19 protein-coding genes are annotated in these 23,119 nt (G+C 59.5%); 10 read left to right on the forward strand and 9 right to left on the reverse strand.

Annotated features, from left to right (window positions below; all coding sequences use genetic code 11):
- Positions 1–10: 10 nt before the first annotated feature.
- Together BSZ35_RS18325 and BSZ35_RS18330 are read right to left on the reverse strand one after the other, a co-directional pair.
- The gene (locus BSZ35_RS18325) at positions 11–2,272 is read right to left on the reverse strand and encodes an ATP-binding protein (protein ID WP_146110171.1); all 2,262 of its coding nucleotides are present in this window, start codon (positions 2,270–2,272) and stop codon (positions 11–13) included.
- Between the two features lie 1,191 nt (positions 2,273–3,463).
- Positions 3,464–3,784, reverse strand: coding sequence for a hypothetical protein (locus BSZ35_RS18330; protein WP_146110172.1), 321 nt, complete (start codon positions 3,782–3,784; stop codon positions 3,464–3,466).
- A 319-nt stretch (positions 3,785–4,103) separates the two neighbouring features.
- On the opposite strand from BSZ35_RS18330, the gene BSZ35_RS18335 reads away from it, so the two are divergent.
- The 3 genes from BSZ35_RS18335 to BSZ35_RS19650 all read left to right on the forward strand — a co-directional run bounded on the left by BSZ35_RS18335 (position 4,104) and on the right by BSZ35_RS19650 (position 5,559).
- The gene (locus BSZ35_RS18335; RefSeq protein WP_105014052.1) at positions 4,104–4,733 is read left to right on the forward strand and encodes a hypothetical protein; all 630 of its coding nucleotides are present in this window, start codon (positions 4,104–4,106) and stop codon (positions 4,731–4,733) included.
- 345 nt (positions 4,734–5,078) lie between these two features.
- The gene (locus tag BSZ35_RS20260; RefSeq protein ID WP_272483067.1) at positions 5,079–5,444 is read left to right on the forward strand and encodes a hypothetical protein; all 366 of its coding nucleotides are present in this window, start codon (positions 5,079–5,081) and stop codon (positions 5,442–5,444) included.
- On the forward strand, positions 5,344–5,559 hold the full coding sequence (locus tag BSZ35_RS19650) for a hypothetical protein (protein ID WP_181149508.1): 216 nt from the start codon (positions 5,344–5,346) through the stop codon (positions 5,557–5,559). The genes BSZ35_RS20260 and BSZ35_RS19650 overlap by 101 nt, the downstream gene beginning before the upstream one ends.
- 44 nt (positions 5,560–5,603) lie before the next feature.
- On the opposite strand, the gene BSZ35_RS18345 is transcribed toward BSZ35_RS19650, so the two are convergent.
- The 4 genes from BSZ35_RS18345 to BSZ35_RS18365 form a co-directional block, all read right to left on the reverse strand.
- Positions 5,604–6,005, reverse strand: a complete 402-nt coding sequence (locus tag BSZ35_RS18345) for a type II toxin-antitoxin system VapC family toxin (RefSeq protein ID WP_105014054.1) — start codon at positions 6,003–6,005, stop codon at positions 5,604–5,606.
- Positions 6,006–6,046: 41 nt separating this feature from the next.
- A complete protein-coding gene (locus BSZ35_RS18350) occupies positions 6,047–6,286 on the reverse strand; it encodes a DNA-binding protein (protein WP_105014055.1) in 240 nt (79 codons plus the stop codon).
- Positions 6,287–6,677: 391 nt separating this feature from the next.
- Positions 6,678–8,159, reverse strand: a complete 1,482-nt coding sequence (locus tag BSZ35_RS18360) for an alginate export family protein (RefSeq protein ID WP_105014057.1) — start codon at positions 8,157–8,159, stop codon at positions 6,678–6,680.
- Between the two features lie 170 nt (positions 8,160–8,329).
- On the reverse strand, positions 8,330–8,749 hold the full coding sequence (locus BSZ35_RS18365) for a DoxX family protein (RefSeq protein WP_105014058.1): 420 nt from the start codon (positions 8,747–8,749) through the stop codon (positions 8,330–8,332).
- Positions 8,750–9,553: 804 nt separating this feature from the next.
- On the opposite strand from BSZ35_RS18365, the gene BSZ35_RS18370 reads away from it, so the two are divergent.
- The 5 genes from BSZ35_RS18370 to BSZ35_RS18390 all read left to right on the forward strand — a co-directional run bounded on the left by BSZ35_RS18370 (position 9,554) and on the right by BSZ35_RS18390 (position 13,955).
- Positions 9,554–10,414 carry an SDR family oxidoreductase gene (locus BSZ35_RS18370; RefSeq protein WP_181149466.1) on the forward strand — a complete coding sequence of 287 codons (861 nt, stop codon included), beginning with the start codon at positions 9,554–9,556 and terminating at the stop codon, positions 10,412–10,414.
- A 125-nt stretch (positions 10,415–10,539) separates the two neighbouring features.
- Positions 10,540–10,992 carry a MarR family transcriptional regulator gene (locus BSZ35_RS18375; RefSeq protein ID WP_105014060.1) on the forward strand — a complete coding sequence of 151 codons (453 nt, stop codon included), beginning with the start codon at positions 10,540–10,542 and terminating at the stop codon, positions 10,990–10,992.
- Between the two features lie 126 nt (positions 10,993–11,118).
- On the forward strand, positions 11,119–11,778 hold the full coding sequence (gene wrbA, locus BSZ35_RS18380; RefSeq protein ID WP_105014061.1) for an NAD(P)H:quinone oxidoreductase: 660 nt from the start codon (positions 11,119–11,121) through the stop codon (positions 11,776–11,778).
- 62 nt (positions 11,779–11,840) lie between these two features.
- Positions 11,841–13,121, forward strand: a complete 1,281-nt coding sequence (locus BSZ35_RS18385) for an MFS transporter (protein WP_181149468.1) — start codon at positions 11,841–11,843, stop codon at positions 13,119–13,121.
- 120 nt (positions 13,122–13,241) lie between these two features.
- On the forward strand, positions 13,242–13,955 hold the full coding sequence (locus BSZ35_RS18390) for a pirin family protein (protein WP_258096797.1): 714 nt from the start codon (positions 13,242–13,244) through the stop codon (positions 13,953–13,955).
- A gap of 496 nt (positions 13,956–14,451) precedes the next feature.
- On the opposite strand, the gene BSZ35_RS18395 is transcribed toward BSZ35_RS18390, so the two are convergent.
- Positions 14,452–16,197, reverse strand: a complete 1,746-nt coding sequence (locus BSZ35_RS18395; protein ID WP_105014064.1) for a serpin family protein — start codon at positions 16,195–16,197, stop codon at positions 14,452–14,454.
- A gap of 749 nt (positions 16,198–16,946) precedes the next feature.
- Between BSZ35_RS18395 and BSZ35_RS18400 the strand changes: the two genes are divergently transcribed.
- The gene (locus BSZ35_RS18400) at positions 16,947–19,082 is read left to right on the forward strand and encodes a serine/threonine-protein kinase (protein WP_105014065.1); all 2,136 of its coding nucleotides are present in this window, start codon (positions 16,947–16,949) and stop codon (positions 19,080–19,082) included.
- A 173-nt stretch (positions 19,083–19,255) separates the two neighbouring features.
- On the opposite strand, the gene BSZ35_RS18405 is transcribed toward BSZ35_RS18400, so the two are convergent.
- Both BSZ35_RS18405 and BSZ35_RS18410 read right to left on the reverse strand, forming a co-directional pair.
- On the reverse strand, positions 19,256–20,650 hold the full coding sequence (locus BSZ35_RS18405) for a HAMP domain-containing sensor histidine kinase (RefSeq protein ID WP_181149469.1): 1,395 nt from the start codon (positions 20,648–20,650) through the stop codon (positions 19,256–19,258).
- A 16-nt stretch (positions 20,651–20,666) separates the two neighbouring features.
- On the reverse strand, positions 20,667–21,458 hold the full coding sequence (locus tag BSZ35_RS18410; RefSeq protein WP_105014067.1) for a response regulator transcription factor: 792 nt from the start codon (positions 21,456–21,458) through the stop codon (positions 20,667–20,669).
- 321 nt (positions 21,459–21,779) lie between these two features.
- On the opposite strand from BSZ35_RS18410, the gene BSZ35_RS18415 reads away from it, so the two are divergent.
- Positions 21,780–23,114: a TolC family protein gene (locus BSZ35_RS18415; RefSeq protein WP_105014068.1), complete on the forward strand. Its 1,335-nt coding sequence runs from the start codon at positions 21,780–21,782 to the stop codon at positions 23,112–23,114.
- Positions 23,115–23,119 lie beyond the last annotated feature (5 nt).

Here is a 23,119-nt window from a genome sequence, read left to right on the forward strand (position 1 = left end):
GTTGAATCGATCAGTCACTCTCTGGAGACGGAGGTCCCTCCTCCGTCGGCAGGTATAGTGTGACGCTCGTCCCGACATCGGACTCGCTTTCAATTTCAATCTCCCCACCGTGATCGTCGATAATTTTCTTCACGAGGGCCATTCCGAGTCCGGTGTCGTCCCGGGAGGAAAACCCCGGCTCGAAGAGGCGCTCCTGCTCGGCGGGAGTCATGCCGACGCCCGTATCCCGCACTTCCACAATTACGTAGTCACGCTGTCTTGTACTACCTTCAAGGTACAAGTCACGTGCCAACTGTGTGGAAATTGTCAACATCCCACCTTCAGACATTGCCTCGATGGCATTGGTGACCAAGTTCTCGACGACCGAACGCATTAGGTCTTGGTCCACTGGCACCGTAGGAAGATCGTCCTCGAACTGTCGCTCCATACCGATGTCAGGAGGAAGGTTCTGCTCGATGGTCTCGCTTACCCTTTCTAAAAACGCGCTCAGGTCTGTGGGCGCCCGCCGCAGGTCTTCTTTCCCCACGAACTTGAGCACATTCGTGGTCATTCGGCGAAGCGAGGAGATGCGCTCCTCGATGCGACCGGTGTAGGTGTCGAGCGTGTCAGCCAGTTCGGGAGCTTCTTCTTGATACGCCATCTGCATGCGCTGGAGAGTGAGCAGAATGCTCGTGAGTGGATTTTTGAGGTCGTGTGCTACCCGCTGGGCCATCAGCCCCTGGGTCTGATACTCGTCAACTTCAGGGGTGACCGGATCCAGCCACACCAGCCAGTAGGGCCGTCCATTGCGCATGACCTCCAGCGGCGTGCACGTTATCGTAAACGCCTTCCCGTCGATCATCATCTCTTCGGGCTGCGGCCCTGTTCTCCTTCTTGCAAGTCGGTCAACGTAATCGGCAAGCTCGGGGGTTCTCTCCCGAAGATCCGTCCGGTCGGAGAGGCTCTCTTCGGAAAGCTCCGAAAGGACTGAAGGGGCCTCACTCATCCACTGAATTCCCGCACGGGGATGCACGAGCAAACAGGCCTGATCTGACATAGCGGCCGACTGCTCGTAAATTGCTTCTCGGAGCCGAAATCGCTGGTATTGCCGCGTGCCGACGATTCCGACCCCGATGAGCGTAAGGACGCCTATCAGGATCCCGGCCGCCGGTCCGTATCGGTGCGCCCACCACCAGACATTCTCCATGGACCGGAAGTGTGCCATCGTTCCGCCCTGGACTATCGCGACAAGCGGAGGCCGCCCAATACCAGTCTGAACGACTCTCCAGCCCCCCTCTTCTCGCGTTGAAGCAAGAACTGACAAATCTGCTCCGAGCCAAAGGGTGCCTTTTTCAGTGTGTACTACAATCTCCTCCCGGCCATTGCCATTCAGGTCGGTGTGTAGTCGGACTGATCGGATCTTAGCCTCAATTGATTGGCGATGAACAACCTCAAACTGGTGATTGAGTACCTGAAGGGTTCCGTTTGCATCGCGTACAACGATCCGGTCACGTCCCTCAGGACCCAATGCTCCGACGTGGACCGACTGTAGAATTCGATTAGAGATATGGCGCTTGATCGTCTCCCCCGTCGCAGGGTCGATCTGCCGGAGAGGACTTCTTGTCTGTCGGCCTGACCGTGGCACCCGAAGCGCCACGAATTCGGGTTGGCTGTCGCCATCGAGGTCACCGTGATCAAGCTCGACCGCCGAAAACGTCTCTCCTATCTCTCGACTCCACTCCACTCGGGGCGAAGCTCCAACCTCGATTGTCCCGAGATACGCCCGGTCGTCCCTCATCCCTCCAGCTTCTGCGCCGTTGTTCGTCGCTATTGTACCAAAAACCCACTCCAGCACTGCATCCTTATCGGCATCTCCAAAATAGAGATTATTCTGGACCAATCCGCCAATCCGTTGTTGTCCCACCTGCCGTCCCTCAGGGTACGTATGGACCCAGACGCCACGGGGCTGCCGGGCATATCCTGTCTTGAAGAAAGACACCAGCTCCGGCTTCCGATCACCTACCACGTCCGCCAGCCGAATGTAAGCCCCTCGCAAATCCCATTGAATCGTGCCCCCGGACTCCCGCCGCGGCTCTCCAGACAGCACGTGAAAACGACGAAGTTTCTCTCCGTCCGCCGCCACTACATTGTAGAAAAGCGAATCTTCCCGGACGACGGCAGCGACAATCTCTAAATTTCCGTTCTGCGTCAGGTCCAGAAACTGAAGAGAGACAATCCGCCCCGCAAAGTGCACCTGATCCATTGCCCGTCCCCTAATGGACTTGATGATCACAGACTCCTTTTGCCCGTTGGGCAGTTGACCCTTTCTAACCCGTTCGTCACGCCCATCGCCATCGAGATCAACGGGACGGTAGGTAGCCTTTTGACCGACCGGCTTCAACCGTGTTGGATGCACGTCAGAGTCGTAGGGAGAAAAACAACCACCAATGAGAAACCCGAAGACACCCAGTACGAGCCAGAGACGAAAGATTCTCACAGCAGGGTGCAGAGTGCAATTGGAGAAAGCTAACTCTCTTATGTAGAAGATCCGTTTTGTAGAAGGCGAGTTTCGATCTGCAACGGGAAATTTACCTCCTAGCAAGGAGGCTGTGTTCGGTCTTTTGCCTAAAGAGTATAGAGTGTATTCCTAAACAAACTTATATATCTAGAGGAGTCTAATCAGTCCCCACCGCTCAACCCAAAATAACCGATAAACCGCGTGGTTATCGGATGGGAAAGTTACTTACAAAGCTGTTTTGGGAGTGTCCTCGACGTTCTAACTGATCAAATTCGTTTGTAACTGAAAAGAACCGAGTTCTGAAGCCAATCAACCTCACGTGAGCAAGTGTCAAGGGCCAAAACCTGCCGCTCGCCGTTTGCTAACCGAAAGTGGTCACCTGAATTCGCCAGTTGCGTCTATTCCGAAAGCCCCTGGTAGCGGAAACGGCTGATTCGCAAACGCAGAGCTGCAAGATAGCGAATGTGGGAAAAACAGCCGGTTGGACCTTTAGTCCTCAACGGCGGCGGACGGTACCCGGTACTTTTGATTCGGACCGCTGGGAACCTGCAGCTGTGTGCGCTCCAGAGTCCCACTTTCAATCATTGGCTTCACGTGAGAAGGTATCAGGTATCGCCGTCCCCGTCCCAAATACTGGGCCAGCTCCACAGCCGAAAGGAGGCGTTACTGGCACAACTGCCTGATCACTTCTCGAAGCGTTTCGGGAGACGCCTTGTCTTTTAATCCATCGACAGCACCTCTCTGGCTCGTTCGGAAGTGGCTGGAGGGCAGCTTTTGGACTTACCTGTTCAGCCTGTTCACTTTGGCTCCCGGCTTGTGGACTCTCCGCCTCAGCTTGTTCACTCTCACCCGCAGCCTGTGCAGTTTCCTGACTGAGATTTGGAGATTCCTTCCTAGCTCGACTTTGGCCTTATGCGGTGTAGGAGAGTGCGCGATGGAGTCGTTCAAACAACTCCGCAGGGATTTTCAACATACCAGTCGGTAGTCCCGGCCCGAATAATGTTCTCGTTGCCGTTTCAACAATAGGATCCGAATGACTGCCAGCGCGTCGCTGAAGCTGGAACGTGGCTTTTCACACCAGGCGTCTCGTTGGACTTCAAGTGCGCCGGTCCGTGACAGCCGGTCCGCCATCAGCGTCACCAGGGAGAAGAGGCCCCAAGGTTTGGCACGTCCTACCACGTGCAGGGCCGCCGTGACGGTGCGGACTCGTACCGCCAGGAGGGCTCCGACGAGGAGCACCAGCGCCCACCGGACCGATTTGGGGAAAAGGGAACGAAACGGTATCATCACCGGAGCAAGTTCGGGAGGCAGCATAGTGCAATCGGTAGCATTGTTTAACGGCAAAGCTACCGGCCTACGCTGTCTCTCGTCTTGTGCTCAGATGGCCAAAGTCGAGCTAAGAAGAGGGATTGGTGGGAATCGTTGGCACTATGAGAACCGGGAGAAAGGTGTCATGAGTCTCTCCGGATCGGATAAGTAGCTTTTTGACCCCGGATCAGACGTCAAGGTCGAAGGTCGGCAGAGCCCAAACGGACCGATTTGCGATGCCTCGAATATTCCCCAAACGCCTCTCCTTCGCAGACACTGGAGACAGTCTCTGATCCACATGAGTCAACTTGAGTACCTCGTCGCTCTCATCTCTATCATCGTCGGCTTAGGCATCACCGATCTCGCCCAAAGCCTTCGAGAACTGGTTCGACCGAGCCGACCCGTCCGATGGCACTGGCTGCCTCTCCTCTGGGCCGTAAACATGGTTCTCATTGTTCTGCAGTTGTGGTGGATCTCTTTTCGTCTTCTGCAACTTGAACTGTTTGCCAACGCCTTGGCCTTCCTCCCAGTCCTGCTTCTCTTCACTGGATTGTACTTGGCCTCTGCCTTTGCGCTTCCGGATCTGAGATGGGGGCCCTCTACCTCCGTCTCCAATTCAAAACCCTCGGTCGAGGAGCAATTAAATCTGGAAGACTTCTATTTTTCAAGGGGGCACCGACGGTGGTTTTTTGGGACGCTGGTCGGGACGGTACTTATCGGACAGGCCGTGGTCGTTCCTCTGAATCTCGCTCGAGGGGAGGTTACCCCCCTTCAGGTTGTATCTTCTCTCGCACAGAACGGAGTATTGGTTGCCTTTCTGGCGTACTTGGTTTTCACGAAGAGCCGATGGGCTCACACTTGCGGGGCTCTTCTTGTATTCGGTGCGCTTGTCTTCACGCTATGGTCAGGGGTCCCCGCACTTGGCTGAGATCGGGGAATCAAGTGCACGAGCCATCTATTCAGTTAGGTCTTTCCGTGAAAGTCCTCGGGCAATCAAGGCAGGTCCTCGCTTTGCAGAAAAGAACCGGACGCCGTTGGCGAATCATGCGGGGTCTAGAGAGCCGGACACTCAAGCCCGAGTTTTTCGAGGTCGTTCCTCCAGAGACCGCTTCGGTCGCGAAGGCCGCCCTTCCACGAGGGAATCCTTATCTTCAGATCCGAGACGGACTGGGGCCGATCTACCGAGATGAGGACTTCGCCGAGCTGTATTCTCACCGCGGACCGCCAGCCTATCCGCAGGGGGCGCTTGGCTCTTGTCACGGTCTTTCAGTACATGGAGAATCTCTCCGTCCGACAAAAGGCTGTTCGCGCTCGCCTGGATTGGAAGTATGCCCTCGGGCTGGCGCTAATCGATTCGGGCTTCGAACGCACGGTCCTGTGCGAGTTTCGGCGCCGTCTGGTTCGAGCAGGAGCCGGCCCCTTTTGCTGGATCGACTGGAAATCGGAAGAGTCAAAGGAGTGGCGACAAGGAAGATTTATCGGCAAGGTTGGCATCTGCAAAGAGTGCTCAAGTAGGCGCTTCGTTTCAGGACTGCACGATGCAGCATTTTACGTGGCCACTCTCAGGCAAGGAGACTCGCGAGAGACCCTCCGACCTCAAGGCCTTGCTGAACGCGCCCAACGGAAGCCCCGAAGTTGAAGGGTATGCTGAGCCGGGAACCTACACTCTCCAAACGGCGCTCGACTGGACTGTTAACGATCGGGAGGTAGAAAAGAACCTCGAAGCTGATGTCGAGATTGTTGACCAGAAGTGAAGTTACCTAGGGTTCCGTTCTTATAGGCAGCCTCTTCCCGCCGTTCACTCGAGAAAGTCATTCGGATGAACGGCCGTTTCTGGGAGCGCCTCCAGAACTTCTCCATCATGAGTGATAAGGGGGACGTCCAGCTGCTGGGCGAGGGCCGCGTAGTGGGAGGCGTAGGCTGAACAGCCCGACTGGGTAGCCAGACGAAGCACCTCCGTTGGGGCCACATCATAGCTCCGTCCCCCGATCAGGTCCTCGGCCAGATCAATGTGTTGGATCGCCAGATCCAGGTCAAACTCTCCTTGCCGAACGTGAAGCCAGAGGACGTTCAAGAACTCCGCACGCCAGAGCAACGGTGCAGCCCACTCCGGATCCCTCTGCCGAACCTGTATCGCCTTTTCGGTAAACTCTCCTTCGATCGTGAAGTAGCTGATGAGGGTATTGTCGGCAACGATCATCGACTGTGCAGATGTGAAGTAAGAAAGCCAAAGGAAGCCCGTTACGCCCTTCCTCGCCGGAGGGCCTCCCGGCGCTTCTCTTCGGTAAGGCGAGTCGGGGTTCGGTCTCGGAGCCGTTTAGCACGCTGGAGGAGCTCTTCCTCAGGAGTAGCGCGTTCCCCAAGGGCCCGCTCCAGAAGCACCGTCACCTCCGAGGCGATCGAGCGCCGATTGGCGTGGGCCTGAGACTTGAGCTTTTCGTAGAGGGAGTCTGGTAGATCCTTGACGGTTAGGTTCGCCATAATCAGATCGGTCTATTCCGAGAGATTGAGTTTGGGCGTTCTCCCTAAACTACCTTTAATGGGGTCGCTCATGCATTATGCATGTAAAATGCATGTAGACTGATACAGTTCGAGGCTCTGGCCCGTCGACTTGGATGGCTCACTCAGCGCCTGCGCTCTCCCTCCGGCCCGACGTACCGATACAAGGTCGCCTTTGAGATCCCAAACCGCTCGCAGACGTCGGCGGTGGAGACTCCTTCGTCATTCAGGAGGGCCTGCACCTGAGGAATGTCCTCCTCATCCAGTGAGCGCGGCCTCCCTCACCCCCTTCCTCGCTCCCAAACGGCACATCAAGGAGCACTCCGGCCACGCCTCGTAGGAAACGTTCAACTTTTGTCGTGAAGAACGCGGGCTAGAACAGATATGTCGCCCGAAGGCCAACATGTGTCATCGCCTGCCCTGCGGGAGTCTGTCGGAGAAATTCCCCAGTCAGGAAGTGGCTCGCCTCGACTGCGACATTCACGTGCCGCCCTGCGTCCCAGCGGAGCAATAGCTCAGGCATTCCACCCACAAACCGCGCCTTCGCAGATGGAGAACGGCGGAGCGGAGCGCCCCAGATGGCATAAATTCCGTCCGTTGGCCGCAGGCGCCAAAAGAGATGTCCCCGCAACTGAACGTGGAGATTCGAGTGTGGTCGGACGCCGAGAAACGGGCGCAGATTGACTAAGTTGCCCGGTCCCATTCGGCTGCCGGCACCGGTGAAACGGCCCGAGGGATACGGAGCAGCGAAGGTTTCCAGGGCGTCTGTGCTGCCAGCGTCGCCACTGCTGATGTCGGTAAGTAGACCAATTTCAGGCCGGCCTGCAGCCCCCGGAACTCGATAAGCAACGCGTCCCCCAAGTGTCCAGGCCCGGATCGGTCCCTCCGCTGTGCCTCCCTGACTCTCGGGCGGTGCGTTGAGATGATAGTGCCCGAATTGAGCGGTCCCCTCCAGGTCGTACTGCAGTTGACCCACCGTCCCGTACCCACGCGCTCCAACCGTGTGTCGGGTCGCCTGCAGGCCGGGCTGTTGAGGCGACGGCGCGCGCCTCGTGCCGAAGTAATACAGAGAAATGGAGGGGCTACTCGCCCGGGTTCGACGCAGGTACGTCCCCCAGAGGGTGCGTCCCCGCATCCAGCCATTATCCAGTGCTCCGGGCAGCGATTCGGTCGGCTTGGCCGCGAATGCATCCACGCGCCAGCGGCGCCCCTCGTAGCGGGCCAGTACCGCATCAAATCCAAGACGCACGTTCGGCCCTTCACGGGCCGCAATCATCCGCCCGGCCCCGTAGTGCAGTTCCTGTCGCCCCAGGCGAAGGAGCCACTCCCGCTCCGGCGACCGTGCAAACCCAACCTCCAGGAATGCCTGGTTGACGCCCAGTCGGTCACGGGACGGCGGGTACACGGGTCCGTCCCGCCCCGCAATGAGGCCGCTTTTGAGCTGCGCGAACCCTCGCCCCCACAGCCCATTCGGCGCTCCGCCCGCTGTAAGCGAGCCGTGCAGCATGAAGCGCTGGAGCAGATAACCATCCTGGGCTGGCCCTGCGCCCCACCCTTCGTTCCTGTACCATCGTCCGTACGATCGGGCCTCCCCCCCGATCGTCAAGAACGTCTTCGAGGCATGCAAGAGAGGAATGTACTTGAGAGAGGCCAGTTCGTCTTCCTCTCCGGACAGGGCGCCCCAGGTTTCTTCCTGACGAAGAAGGCGGAAGCTCGGCCGCTCTTGCGTTGCCTTCTTTGCGTCGAGGCTGTCTCGGGCTGGGTCGGCTTGCCCCTGTCCATTGGCCGGGCCAACCAGGAAAACCATCCAGAATGCACTGCCCAGTAGAAGAATCGGTCGAAGTTGCGAGTGCATAGCGCTTGGCTGTGTCTTCTGAAAGAGACAATGATCGATGTTCGAGAAGAACCGAAAAAACGGAAGCGTCCCCGCCCCGCCCTCGGGCGGGTCGCTTCCAAAGGGGCAGGCGCCCGTGCTAACGGGAAATGTCCACGCCGTACGGATCGGGGACGCCTTTCCCTGGACCGCTACGCTCCTGCTGAAGCTGGAGCGTCCTCTTTGGCGACGGGCTCTTTGTTCGGGCCCAGGCTGAGCGGACCGGTCCCTTCCGCGATCACCATCACGAGCCCGCCAATGATCGCCACGTTCTTGAGGAAGTGGAGGAGCTGCTGCTGGTCGCCGAGATTCATGTGGAAGACGAGCGTCGCGACCGCCAGGAACCCGGTGAGCAGGAACGCAGCCCAACGCGCCCTCAGGCCGAAGAGTAGCGCCAGCCCGCCTCCGAGCTCGGTGACAATCGCGCCGAGAAGAAGCGGGCCGGTCATCGGCAATCCGTAGGCCGACATGTAAGCCTGCGTGCCAGCAGGGTCAGCGATCTTCGTCGCCGCACTGCCGAGAAAGATGACCGAGAGAAGAATGCGTCCGATGTCGAGTGTGTAGCGCTTCATAGCTGTAAAGGGATTGAGTGTAGAGAGTACGCTTCTGATGTAGAGGCCGGACTGAGCCCGTCGGCCTCGCTGTCGCCGCTTCGATAAAGAGATTCAGTTCAACAGTGAACCGTTTAACATCAAACTATTGATCTAAACAAAGATTTAGCCATTCCGCCCTTCGAGAGGCGTCCACGTCCGGCCGCTGTCGCCAGTATAGCTGCTGGCCGGACGGACCAGTCGTGCTTTTCATGAGAGCATCGATGACAAGGAGGACGGTCCCGATCCGACACCGGCGTCTAGGCGGCCGACGCTCCGGTGCCCGACCATCTCGTTGCCCTACTATATACATTTCAATGTCGAACAGTTCAATATAAAACTGTCTTTTCAAATGCACTGCATATTCTTGCTTTTGAGTACAGTGATGCCTGCCCCCTCGCCCCTATTCTTCAGTATTCTGCGTCTGTGCAGATTCTACGCGTGATTCCCCAAATGACAGCACGCGTGCACTCCCCTACGCACACGCGAGATGCATATAAAGCCATCCGGAGAAGCACACCCGCTGGATCAATTGGGACTCGTTGATGCGGGAGATTTCTCGTCTGAATTCTCCTACTCGAGAAAATTAGGCAGCCTATACACGCCCCTCCCCTTCCTCATTCCTCTGAGCACGGCTTCTGTAAACCCATCGTGAATCAATAGTTTTATATTGAACAGTTTCATGTAGAACGACATATGAAGGACTGGAAGAACGAGAGGCCGGGCGCTGGTCCTCTTTTCAGCGCCGACCGCTACTCCTTTCGAATCCTTACAATCTGCAGTCCCATGATCCTCGTAACCGGCGCAACCGGCACGATCGGACGCCGCGTTCTTCGACTCTTATCGGAGCGGGGCATTCCTACGCGAGCCCTCTCCCGCAACCCGAGTCAAGGAGAAACGCTCCCTCACGTGGAGTGGGCCGAGGCGGATCTGGGAGAGCCAGAGACACTTCCCTCGGTGTTCGACGGCGCCAACCGTCTTTTCATCCTCACGGGCAATGCCCGATCGATGACCCGCCTTCAGAAAAACGCCATCGATGCAGCCGCAAACGCAGGCGTCGAGCACGTGGTCAAGCTCTCGGCCCGAGGGGCCGATCCGGGATCGAAGTCGGCCATCGGCCAATGGCACCACGAGGTGGAAACGTACCTGAAGGCAGCCGGCCCCACCTGGACGATGCTCCGTCCCCACGTGTTTATGCAAAACCTTCTCGGTCAGGCCGAGCGCATTCGCAGTCAGGGTGAGATCCGGGCTCCCTCCGGCGAGGGACGAATTCCACTCGTCGACATCCGTGACATCGCCGACGTGGCAGCCCAAGTGCTCACCGAAGATGGGCACGGGAAAGAGACCTACATTCTGACCGGCGGAGAAGCAATAGACTACCATCAGGTTGCAGGCGCCATTGGAACGGCGACAAAGCAGGACGTCGAGTACGTCCCTGAGAGCTTCGATGAGGCGCGCGCCCGCTTTGAGGATGAAGGGCTTCCCGACTGGCTCATCGACAGCAAGTTGGCCCTGGCCTGGTATCATCGCGCTGGTGGGGCAACGGCCCGGACGACGCGAGACATCTACGACGTGACCGGACAGCCGCCCCGCACCATCGTCCAGTTTGCCTACGATTACAAGAGCGCCTTCTCCCAGCCGGCATGAGCGACTCTGAACCGAAACCGGCCACGAGCAATTCGGGCTCGATGTCTCGGGAGAAGGCACTGTTCCGGTCTTAACCCGAGGACCTCCCTCGAACCGTTTTTCGATCACCCGAAGCGAGTCCTCCCATGGCCACACAGCACGACGGATCCGAAGCCGAAAAGCGTGCCTTGAATGCCTACATTCGGTTTACCCGCGCGTTTGACAGCGTCGATCGCAAGATCGGAGAAACCTTTCGGACCCGCGACCTGACCTCCGGTCAGTTCGGCGTGCTGGAGACAATCTACCACCTGGGCCCGCTGTACCAGGGCCAGCTCGGGGAAAAGCTCCTTCAAAGCAAGGGCAACATCAGCACGATCATAAGCAACCTCGTCGATCGAGGCCTCGTTGAGCGACGCCGCGACCAGGAGGATCGCCGCTACATCAAGATTCATCTGACGAGCGACGGAGAGGAGTTGATCGAGGACCTCTTTCCTGAACACGTGGAGCGCATTCGATCCACCTTCGAGGCGCTGGAGGCGGAAGAGATCGAAGAATTCAGTCGGCTGTGCAAGAAGCTCGGGCTCGCAAACGCAGACTGACGTCCCCTACTCGACCCACTCTAACGGACCCAATATCATGATTTTCTTTTAGTTGGATAGTTTAATATCAAACGGTTTAACGTAAAACCTACAGCTACTTCTCACGCGCAACCCACGTTTTCCACTATGCAATCCGCAAACATCGTCATTCCGTTCTACTCGTCGTACGGCACCACTCACAAGCTGGCGGAAGCCGTTGAGGAGGGCGCCGCCAAGGTGCCCGGGTCCACTGTTCGGCTCCGCCGTATTCCCGAGATTTCTTCGGCCGAGGAGGCCATGTCGGGCCAGGACGCCTACGAGGCGGCTCAAGCCGACATGGCAGAGATTCCTCGGATCGAGCAGGACGATCTCCGCTGGGCCGACGGCATCATCTGGGGGACGCCCACCCGCTTCGGTAACATGGCTGCCCAAGTCAAGCAGTTCATCGATACCCTCGGCGGGATGTGGTTCGAGGGCGAACTGGAGGGCAAAGCCACCGGTGTCTTTGTCTCGACCGGCTCCATTCACGGCGGGCACGAGACCACGATTCTCACGAGCCTGGTGCCCTTAATTCATCTCGGCATGGTGTTCGTCGGGGTGCGCTACTCGACCAACGATCAGATAATGACCACCGAGGGCGTGGGCGGATCCCCGTACGGCCCCTCTACCATGCCACGCGAGGACGAAGACGTAGAAGCGCCGGTCCCCGAAGAGGTCCAGACAGCCCAGTCCTTGGGCCAACGCGTGACGCGGGTCGCCGCACGGTTGCGAGCGCCGGAGGCGGCGCCGGCGAAGTCCTCGGCGTAATGACGCCGCCGTTCCCCCACGACCACTCATACGAACGAGTGCATCAACTCGCCCTCCCCCTCATGCCCAACCGCACGCGACTGTCGGTCCTGCTTCTCATCAGCACGCTCCCAGTAATGACGGGCGCGGTGCTCTCCCCCGTTCTTCCGGATCTCCGGGCCGCCTTCGGCGGCGGGCAACGCGTGGAGGCCTGGACCCGATGGGTGCTCACGACACCGGCCCTGTTTACGGCCGTCGGTGCTCCGCTGGCCGGCGTTCTGGCTGATCGCACAGGCCGGCGCCCGGTCCTGCTCGGATCCCTCCTGCTCTTTGCTGGCAGTGGGAGCGCGGGCGCCCTGCTCGGCTCCCTTCCGGCCATCACAGTCAGCCGGGCCGTTCTGGGACTCGCGGCCGGAGGCATTGGCACGGCGGCGACCACCCTCATCGTCGACTACCACGACGACGCCCAGAGCCGGGTCTTGGGCGGACAGGCAGCGGTAATGGCCCTCTCCGCGATGATGTACACCGTTCTCGGCGGGCTCCTCACGGACATCTCCTGGCGGGCGCCGTTCGGGATCTATCTGGCCGGGCTCGCGGTCGTCTGGCCCGCTAGTGCACTCCTTCCCGAGCCGACGCCTGCTGCCGAGGCGGAGGGCACACCCCCCTCCTCCCCTAACGAGAATGTAGACGATCGTGAAATAGGCATCGGGTGGGGACGCATTGGCATCCTTTACGGGCTGGCGTTTCTGGGGCTGGCCGTGTTCAATCTCATCCGTGTCGAACTGCCGTACGCCCTGCAGGCAATGGGCCTCCAGTCGGGCGTATGGATCGCCGTCGTGCTCTCAGGCGGGACCGTGACCGGCGCCCTCGCGTCCGCTGGCTACGACCGGATCCAGGCGCGAATGGGCACGCGCGGGACGCTGGCCGTCGCGCTGGGGCTCTTCGCCACGGGCTTCGGCATCATCGCGGCAGCCGGCACGCCGGCGATGGCCACTTTCGGCGTCGCACTCGCCGGTGGGGGCATGGGGCTGCTCGTGCCGTCCCTCAGCGACGGCGTGGGGAAGGCAACCCCACAGGCAGTGCGCGGCCGCCTGATGGGCGGGCTCAGCACCCTCCGCAACCTCGGCCGCTTCGCCTCCCCCCTGCTCGCCGCCCCTGCGTTGGTTGGCACCGGCGCGGCGGCGCCCTTTATCGGCGGGGCACTCACCTCAGCCGTTCTCGCCCTGGCGTTTCTCGCCTGGATGGCTGCCTGCCGCCTTCCAGACGCCCTGCAGGGGCTCCTTCCGGCTGGCGGCGCTTCGCAACCCCCTTCGCGGAAAGAGAAGCGAGGATCCAAGCCTGAAGCTGCCCTCTGCCAGACGTAACCTCTCCACCTTCTCATCACCTCTCAAATTAGGACACAACCCATGGATAACCAGCAAGCTCATTCGACAAAATCTGCAAGCCGACCGACGAGAGAACGTGATCCTCAGGCTGCGCCTCGCATTCGACGAAGCGGGGATCGAGGCCTCCAGGACCTCGGCTGGTCGACGAACCGAATGACGTTTTCGTTCGCCGACTATCATGACCCGAACTGGATGCGCTTCGGCCCGTTGCGGGTGCTCATCGAAAGCCACATTGATCCGAACGAGGGCTTTGACAAGCACCCGCACCGCCACGCCGAGATTGTGAGCTACGTGACGGAGGGCATCCTCCACCACGAGGACAGCTTTGGTCGGGAAGCCGACATTCGCGCGGGGGAAATGCAACTCATCAGCGCAGGCAGCCGGGGCATGATTCACAGCGAGACGAACCCTCGAGGTAAACCGGAGGCCCACTACCAGCTATGGTTTATCCCTGATCGCCTAGATACGGACTTCGCTTACCACGAGCTGAAGCCCCCGACCGAGGAGCGGCAGGGGCAGTTTCGCCTCTACGTCTCCCCCGATGGGCGCGGGGATAGCATGCCGATCAATACCGACGCCTTTGTCCACGTCGGGCAGTTTTCGCCAGGGGACCGAGCGTCTCACGAGTTGCCCTCGGGACGAGGCGTATGGGTACAAGTAGTGGACGGCACAGTATCTGTGAACGGTCACACGCTTCAGGCGGGCGATGGAGCCGGGATCACGGCGCCCGATGAACTCTCCTTTTCGTTCGACGGTGAGACGGAGCTTCTTCTCATCGACGTTCGGATGGACGCAAATCGAATCTGGGAATAGCCTGTTTGCTGCTTCGGATCGGCCGACGCTTCCAAATTCAAGTGAATGCATCCTCCATGTGAGAGCTCAAGGGGTCAGGCCGAATGCTAAGCACAGTTTCGAACGAAAGGAGGTTTGCAGCGCGCGTCTTCCAGACCGTGTTTGTAGCGACTCAACATTGCTCTTCCCTACTCCGCTTCATCGCCGCTGAGGACGGATGGTGTGTGTGGGAGATGTTTTCAAAACTTTGTCTCAGGACTTGCCGGCCCGGATCCTGACATGAGAAGATCAATCCTCAATGCTGAGAATCAATAATGATTCGGTATCGGCTGTTATCGGGACAAGGATCACCTACTTCATTGCCTACTCTGACGGTAGATGAGTGGTCATCCCGAGGCGCCTTCGCTCAGCCACATGCCTTATAATAATCTCCTCAATTGGCAATGCCCATCCCGAATCTCGGACTGCTTTACATTCCAGGTGGATTCTGGGCTACCAGCTAAGTACTTCCAGACAGCTACCTAGCAACCGGATTACGGATCGCTCCATGAAAGAGAATTACCCCGGTCTCTCGCTCGGCAATGGCAAAGTAAAACGGCCGGTTCACCTTCATTTTCGGAGGAGGGCTCACATCGCGCAAGTCGAAGGACACCGCTGCAGCTTCCGTGCCCCTCTCGTTCACCTTCAGATAGATTTTCTGCTCCACCTCATTCAGGAAGAACGGGGTAGGTCGCCCCCGAAGACTGTCGGTACGAGACCCGACATTTATGATGCGTGCAAAATCCGCTTCCCGCGTGAAGGCCTGTTCGACGCCGAGCTCTTTGAGCAGCGGGATCAGGTCCAACTTCTTTCGAAGTGCAAATTTCGGCAGGCTAAGTTCGATCTCACTGTTAGTGCTGTCCATTGCGCTGGTGAGCCGATCCCAGCGCTCCGGTCTAAGCTCACGAACAAACTGGTCAAGGTCCTGCGGCACGAACACATACATCGCCATACGTCCAGTCTCTCCATAGGGAAGCCGCACCCCTTGGAGGATTAGCTCACCTCCTCGCTTCCGTTGCATGTATGGATATTTTGCCTTCCGTACCATAGTTGGCACCCAAACCGTGTCGGGCTTTTTCCCTCTCCTCGTGACGATAAAGGGCCTTTGCATGGTGTTTTCCGAATCGAACGGCGCGCTCCATTCTCCGAAGAAGTAAGTCGCATTAGCTAACACTGCTCCATCCTTTGGCCCCTTCTTTATTACTCTTCGAATCTTACCGTTGGTCTTCTCAGTGGCCCACTTGTTGACTTCCTGCGCAAGCTCCTCGCTATCGAAGTCTCGCAGATACACCTCTGCATCGAAGTTCTCTTCGAGGGTTCGCCGGTACTCTTCTCGAATTTCAAGGTCAAGGTCGAGGAGACCGGCACTCTTCATGCTCTTGGTCGGAGAAGCATCGAACCATCCGGCGTTTGCCAAGCGGGTCTCAATGGCAGAGGCGCGACCCACAAGACGCTGTAGAACATGTTGTGGCTCAGGATGCCTCAGTCGTTGTAGGATTTGACTGGGACCAGAAGCTACAGACTCCCTCAATGTATCTGGCAGGTGGAGCACCTCATAGAGCTCCTGAGCTGTTCGCCCTCTTGCTCCCTTCGCCGTCATATGCAGAGTCGTTCCCAGGCTGATTGAGGAAAGCAGCGTGTTCGTAGGGGGTTGGCCTTTAGACGCGCTGTCCGGCTGAACTGTTAGTTCCTTGAGGACATCGAACCCAGTCTGGTTATACTTGGAAGCAAGGGCACGGTCGGCCTGACGGACATCGGCGCTCCTCGATGAAACCCAAAAGCGAAATCCCCACGCTCCAGACAGAAGAACTAGGCAGGCCAGTCCTGTAGCCCCGCCGAAGACGACAAGGTCACCGGGAGAAGCGTACCGAGTTCGGGCCCGCCGATAGGCCACCCAGCCTCCTGAAAAAAAGGCAATGCTACAGACCAGCCTGACAAATGTCCAGGGAAATAGGCCCAGCCCAACCTCATACCCGCACTTCCAAAATAACAGAAAGAGGTAGTTGATTATGTAATACAAATACAACCACCAGCCTGATGCCGACTCAGGTCCCACACCTAAGTAGCGGTGCATAAACATTATTCCTCCCTCCGCTACTGTTTTGGATACGGCGTAGTAGAGCCCTCCCGCTCCGAAGGTGACACAGAGCAGCGTGAGAACCGCCCAGCCGGCGAAGACATTGCGACGCCAGGTGAGCCAACTTCTTGAGAAGGGAGCGTCCATTGGCTGAAGAAAGTGTTGAAGGAGAAGGGGATGAAGAGGAATTCCTGCTGCGGCAAAGCTCCCGGCCTAGCTGGAAAGGGGTAACTAGAGATGGATCATGATGTCTGGTCACATGATTGGTAATTAGACCAGAAGAAAGTTCCAACTTTCAGAAGTCTGCAGGCGTGTTCTCTGTGTATCATTTGTTCCACTACGATCCTGAACCATGGCCGAACAATTTTCTGCGTTCCGCCGAGCCGCGAAAAGCATAGGAGACATTTTTCTTTGGGGGGTCGTGTCGATTGTCAACGGCGTCTTTGTCGCCCTATTCAGTAGTGGCGTATTCAGGGCTTTGAAGTATCCCAATTGGGAGCCCTGGTTTTGGCTCAAAGTGTGGGGACCACCGGTCGCCGTCGGCACACTTGCCGGACTGTTATGGTGGAGACGAGGTCATGGAAGTTTTCTCTGGGCAGTCGTGCCGATTTTCACTGCCCCCCTTCTTGCCGCATTCCTTCTTGGGATTACGTCTCCCCCCTCGAATGCACTACTCACTTCTATGATACTCGTACTGGTAGCACTGCCAATTGTCACCGGCGGGTTTGCCGCAGTGCGTTGGTGGAGACGAGGCGACGACTGAACGGTGCTGCTTGCTCCACAACTTCAGACGCTGCTAACAGCGGCTTTCTACGAACACTTTCCAATTTTGGAAGGTGGGTATCCGTATTCAGTACAGGCACGTGTAACCACTTCAACGTTCACTCCGACTCGACATGTCCGAAACGCCCGATCGTCCACCGATCGCCTTGCCGGAGGACACCCGCCTTCGAGAGGAGTACCAGATCGGCCCAGTCCTTGGGACCGGCAGTTTCGGCATTACCTACCAGGCCCTAGACAAACACCTCGACACCACCGTTGCGATCAAGGAATACTACCCCCGCCAGATCGCCGGGCGCACTGCCGGAAGCAATAGCTCAACTTCGAACGAGGATTCCGAGGACAGTCTCGAAGTCCATCCCCACACGAGCCAGGACACTGAAGAATTTAAGCGCGGGCTCCAGAGGTTTATGGAAGAGGGCCGTACAATCGCACGATTCGACCACCCGAATGTCGTTGACGTCAAGTCCTACTTCGAGCAACACGGGACCGGCTACCTCGTGATGGACTACTACGAGGGCCAGTCTCTTGCCGAGGAACTAGCTGAACGCGGAGGACGCCTGCCAGAAAATGAGGCGCTCGGCTACGCGAACGATATCCTCTCAGGGCTGGAAGCGGTTCACGCCGAGGGCGTTTTGCACCGCGACATCGACCCGCAAAACATCTATCTTTCTTATGAAGAGACCTCTTCTCACAGCCCGAAAGCCGTCCTAATCGACTTCGGCGCTGCTCGAGAAGCAATTGGGCAGCAGAGCCAAGAACTGGAAGTAATCCTAAAGCCCGGCTACGCCCCGCCGGAGCAGTATCACCGGAGTGGCGACTTCGGGCCGCACACTGACATCTACGGGTGCGCTGCGACCCTATATCGGTGCCTGACGGGGCTAAAGCCACCAGAGTCGACCGAACGGACTACGTCCGACGAACTCGTCCCGCCGCGGGAGATCCGAGAAAAGCTCTCTCTCGAAACGGATCTGGCCGTCCGCAAGGGTCTGGCGCTACGTCCAGAGCAGCGGCCCGCATCAGCCCAGGAATTTGCCCATCTGCTCGGTTGTACCGAGACGACTGACCGCTCCCACCAAGCCCCAGCGTCTTCTAAAACGGAAGTCCCGTCACCCAGGAGATCATCTGACACGGATTCGCCCATTCAAGCAGCACATGACGCGTCTGACAATAGTTCCGACCCAAGGGAAAAGGCTCTCTCAGCCCCGACAGCTGGCGCAGCAACTGGTCCAACTGAATCCCGCGCTACAGACTATGACCCTCCGGTTGGCACACCCGACGGCAAAAGGAGCGCCGCCGCTGAAGAGGTTCCGGCCTGGAACCTCCTAGGGTTAGCTGCCGCACTGGCCGTGCCGGTCTTGGGAGCGCTCGCGTTTGGCAAGGCGGGACTGGGACAGGTATTTGCCTATTTCGGGACGTGGACGCTCGTCTGTGGCGGCCTTGTCGGGCTGTTCCGGCAAGGCGAGCGGCTGATGACGCCAGAAAGTCGGGCAGCAACCGCCGATTGGATCTTGCAGGAGCAGTTCAGTGAAACGGCCTCGGGCTGGCCTGGGGCGTTCACCGACCTCTTCGACGCGGTGTTCACCAAGGATCACCTCTCCTGGACTTGTTTCCAGCGGTCGGCCCTTGCCTCCTTCGCAGCGGTGTCACTGCTGGGGATGAGCTTCGTCGGGCTTGGTCTACTCGATCCGCCGCGCTCGGGAAGCGAACTACTCCCCGCCTTCCTTCTTCTTGCCTCAGTCAACGTGTTTGTCGACTACGCCTCGCTTTTTGAGACGCGCTGGATCTTGGGGCACATGGGAAACACGAATCGCACCTCCGCCCACACGGGATACCTTGCGGCCGATCTGGTGCTGACGATTCTCTGTATTGTGCTCCCGGTATCGCTCTTTCAAATTATTAGCTCCGGCGTGTTAGCGGGGAGCTCGATCCTTTCGTTCCGCTTTTGGGAGCAGTTGGTGGCCTATGTGCTGCTTTTTGGGGAGTGGTTTGTGCAACTGAGCGGGAGGCAAGGATCGGAGGCGCCGGCGGTCTTAAGTGTGATGCTGTTCTCGACGCTTTTTACGTCGGTATGGGTGTGGCTCTACGTTGGTTCAGGCCTCCTACTGCGAGCACTGCGCCCCCTGTTGGAAGGCCTCGAGTGGCTGAAGCGCGTTCTCGACGTAGAGAATAAGCCGGCTGAAGCAATGGGCTTCCTGCTGGCAACCGTCGCGTCAGTGGGCTTTGCGCTCAGCGCACCGTTTGCGCTTTAAGCAAGAGTTTCAAGACCTAAATGTCGAACACGGCTCTAAAACGACACCTTTATCAACAACTTTTGCAACGCTCAAACCGGGGCAGGTCCAATATTCCCGTTTCCGAAGCGGCTCAGCGAATCGTTTCAGAGGAACCGCTTTCGAAACAGCGGGTCCAGAGCCTTCTCCTCACGCTAACGTCTGGGGAGGCGTACCTCAAAGGTACTGCCCTCCTCATGGCCTGAACTCCAGGCCGTCACCGCTCCCCCATAGCTTTCCGCAATCGCCTCCACGATAGGCAGTCCGAGCCCTCCTCCGTCTGCGCACTGCTCCGCTGCGCCCGTGCGATAGAAGCGCTCGAAGAGCCGGTCGGCGACCTCAGGATCAAATCCAATTCCCGAGTCCAACACGCGCAGCACAACGTCGCCTTCCTCCTTCGCCACCTGCACCGTCACCTGCCCCTCGTCAGGCGTGTACTTCAGAGCATTGCCGAGAAGATGATCAACCACGAGATTGAGGTCCTCCGGAGAGACAAGGGTCTCAATTCCCGAGCCCCCCTCCCACTCGATTGAGGCTGCCTCAGGATGGGCCTCTTGGGCTCGCCGAATCCGGTCCTCAACCTGTCGGCTCACGTCAATACGGGTGGGAGACAACTGGCCGTCGCGGGCCTCAATGCGTGAGAGCGTCATCAGCTCCTCCAAAAGCGACGAGAGGGTTTCGGTATGCCGCCGCACGGTTCGAAGCGCTTCCCGATACTCATTTTCGGATCGGGGATTGCGGAGCGTCACGTCGAGCTCGCTCTGGATCGCCGTAAGCGGGGTAAACATGTTGTGGGCCGCGTCGGCACGGAAGCGTCGCTCCCGTTGAAGGGAGTCTCTGAGGCGGCCAATCAGGTCGTTGAACGTCTCGGCCAGATCAGTTAGTTCGTCCTCGACGCCGAAGTCCGTGGGCAGGCTGCCACTGGGCTGTTCTTGCATATCGTTTGCTGCAGCGGTGAGGGCAGCCACCGGGCGAAGGGCCCGCCGGGCCAACCCGTAGCCGACCAGCATCGCCATCCCGACCCCACCCACAATGCCGATCACGAGCCATCCCCGCAAGCTGTGTAGCTGACGGTGGATGGGCGACTGCAGCTTCGTCACCTCCAGCCACGCAACGGCCGGCGATTTGGTGTCGAGGGGCACGTACAGCGACTTCGCGGCGGTGCTGCCCCACGTCCGCGTGTGCAGTGTGGCCGCCGTCGATTCGGGCAGATCGACCGGCAGTGACGGACGGGCCTGGAACGACGAACTTTTCTGTACCACGCGGCCGTCGGCGCCGAGCAGGCGGATGAAGGTGCCAGGCGCGGCCTGAACGGGATGGCTCCCGGCAGCGGACTGGGGCAGCGACGCCCCGCCGTGGGCCCGGAGGTGCGTCTGTACGGCGGCGGCCTCCTCGTGGAGCCGCGTCTCCAGATCGTCGTGCAATCCCAGATGAACGCTCACATAGAGCCCTACGACAAAAAGGGTCAGTAGCACCAGCAGGCTCGTCCCGAACCAGAGCGTAAGACGGGTTGAGATCGACAGCCGGGAAATGAGAGCACGAATATTCATCTGAGACGAGCGCATGCTAAGCGGAATCACTCGTGGTGGACGACGCCTCTTGAGGCGGATCGTTGGGCGGGGGCGAGACCGTTAGCCGGTAGCCGACGCCTCGCTCTGTCTCAATGGACACCCGGGAGAGGGACGCGCCCGTGATGTCCGCATCTTGAAGCGCCTGTCGGAGGCTCGACACGGTGACGTCAATGGCGTTGGCCGTCACGTCGTAGGGGGAGCCCCAGACGCGTTCGGCGATGGTCGTCCGGGTCACGACCGTGCCCTTTTGGCGGAGCAAAAGCTCCAGCAGGCGAAACGCCTTCGGGCGTAGGTCCAGCGACGACGGCCCGTAGCGTACCGTTCGCCGGGCGGTGTCCATGGTGAGCCCCCCCGCCTGCAGGTGGGTTTTCTGAGTGTCGGGGGACTCGGCGTGGCGGTCGGCCCGTCGGGTGAGGGCCCGGAGACGGGCAAGCAACTCTTCGAAAGAGAAGGGCTTCGTGAGGTAGTCGTCGGCGCCGGCGTCGAGGCCCGCAACCCGGTGATCCACGTCTTGAAGGGCGGTGAGCATCAGTACGGGGGTGGGGTTTCCTTCATTCCGCAGGCGCTCGATGAGCGTGCGCCCATCGAGGCCGGGAAGCCGCCAATCGACGATGACAACGTCGTACGATCCCGCAAGTGCCTCGGTGAGTCCTTCCTCTCCCTTCCTCGTCCAGCTCACGCGGTACCCCTCCTCTTCCAGTCCCTGCTTAATAGGACCAGCCACATCTGCTTCGTCCTCGACAAAGAGGAGCCGCTCGGGAGAGGTTGATGGGCTTGAGGAATGCATGAGCAAAAAGTGAGCCGCGTAAGGGAAGAACCTTTTGGATTTTTCAGGTGACCGACAACCTCCGAACAGCCGCCGTCGCCTATATTCTTTGACGGATTCACCGACTGTTTGATCAGAGCTCTCTCCCTCGTGTGGCCTCTCGCTCTCGGACTGGCGCTTTGGACCGCCCTCCTCTTATGGGTTTGGGTCCAGGTCGGCCGCTCCCTCGGCGGTTCAGTCCGGAAGGACGAGTTTCGAGACCCGACTACGGCCGGTGAAGGAACGCGACGATCTGTGCAGTAACCTTCCGTCCCTGTACTCATCACGACTCGTTCCCGCAGCATGTCTCGAGTTTCGATCCGCTGCCTTGTGTCCGTCGCCGTCTTGTGCCTGCTCGGCGTGACGGCCGGCGCACAGCCAGCTCGCATCCAGGCGGAGAGGAGTGCGTCGTCTGCTGGCACACAGGCACCCGGTCTCGACTCCCAAGCGCCGGAGGTGGGATCAGCAGACTCGCTTCAGACCGTCGACCTGGAGAAGGCCTTGCGCCTCTTTCGAAATAACAACCTGTCCCTGCAGCGAGCGCAGTCGGAAGCCCGCGCATTTCAAGGGGAAGCCCGGCAGGTTCAAGCCTACCCGAACCCAACGCTCCAGGCCACACACGAGCCCCTCTGGCAGGGCGACATGCGCCAATCGGAGACGTACCTGAACCTCAGCCAGAAGCTGGAGTGGAGCGGCCGCTCCGCTCGAACTGCCTCCGCAAAGCAGGCTGCGCGGGCGGCGCGTGCCCGAACCGCAGTAGACAGTGCCCGATTGGCCCTGCAGGTGACCGAGGCCTACGTCCAGGCCGCGACCGCCGAGACGCGCCGGCGCCGGTTAGAGCAGGTAACCCGCGTCTTTCGGCAGGCCGACTCCAACATGGCCGAGCGACGGAGCGAGGGCGACGCGTCCGGCTACGCCACCCGGCGCATCCGGCTGGAGCGGGCGCGATACGAGCAACGCCTGGCCGCGGCACGGCTGGAGGCTCAGAGCGCCCGGCGACAGCTCGCGCTTCTGATCCTCCCAGGCGGGGCAGCCTCCGTGACGGCCGAGCCGCTTCCCGACGCAACGCCACCCCCAATCTCCCGAGACGAGGCCCTTCGCACGGCGCTGCGCACCCGTTCGGAGCTGCGCCACTGGCAGTCGGCGGTGGCGGCGCAAGAAGCCGCCCGCCGAGCTGCTCGCCGGGAGGCGTGGCCCGATCCGTCCGTCACCGCCGGGTACAAGCGGCAGTCCAACGGCGCGGAAGGCGCCTTTTTCGGCATCGGCATTTCCCTCCCCTTCTTCGACCGCAATCGGGGGGCCGCGGAAGCCGAATCGGCCCGGCTCCAGGCTGCAGAGACCCAGCAGGTGCTCGCTCGCCGCGAGATCCGCACCGAGGTGCGCCGCGCCTACGCCGCCTACACGTCTTCCCGCCGCCAATCTCAGCTCCTCCGCGACGAGTTGCTGCGTGGATCCGACGACCTGCTCCGCATTGCTCGGACTAGCTACGACGAGGGCGAAATGTCGCTCGTCGAACTTCTCGACGCGGCCGACGCGTACCGCGATGCCCGTCTCCGGACCGTAGCCCTTCGATCTGATCTATGGACCCGATACTTCCGGCTGCTACGCGCGATGGGGCAGCCAATCGCCTTCCCGTAATTTGG

The sequence above is a fragment of the Salinibacter sp. 10B genome (assembly GCF_002954405.1).
Taxonomy (GTDB): Bacteria; Bacteroidota; Rhodothermia; order Rhodothermales; family Salinibacteraceae; genus Salinibacter.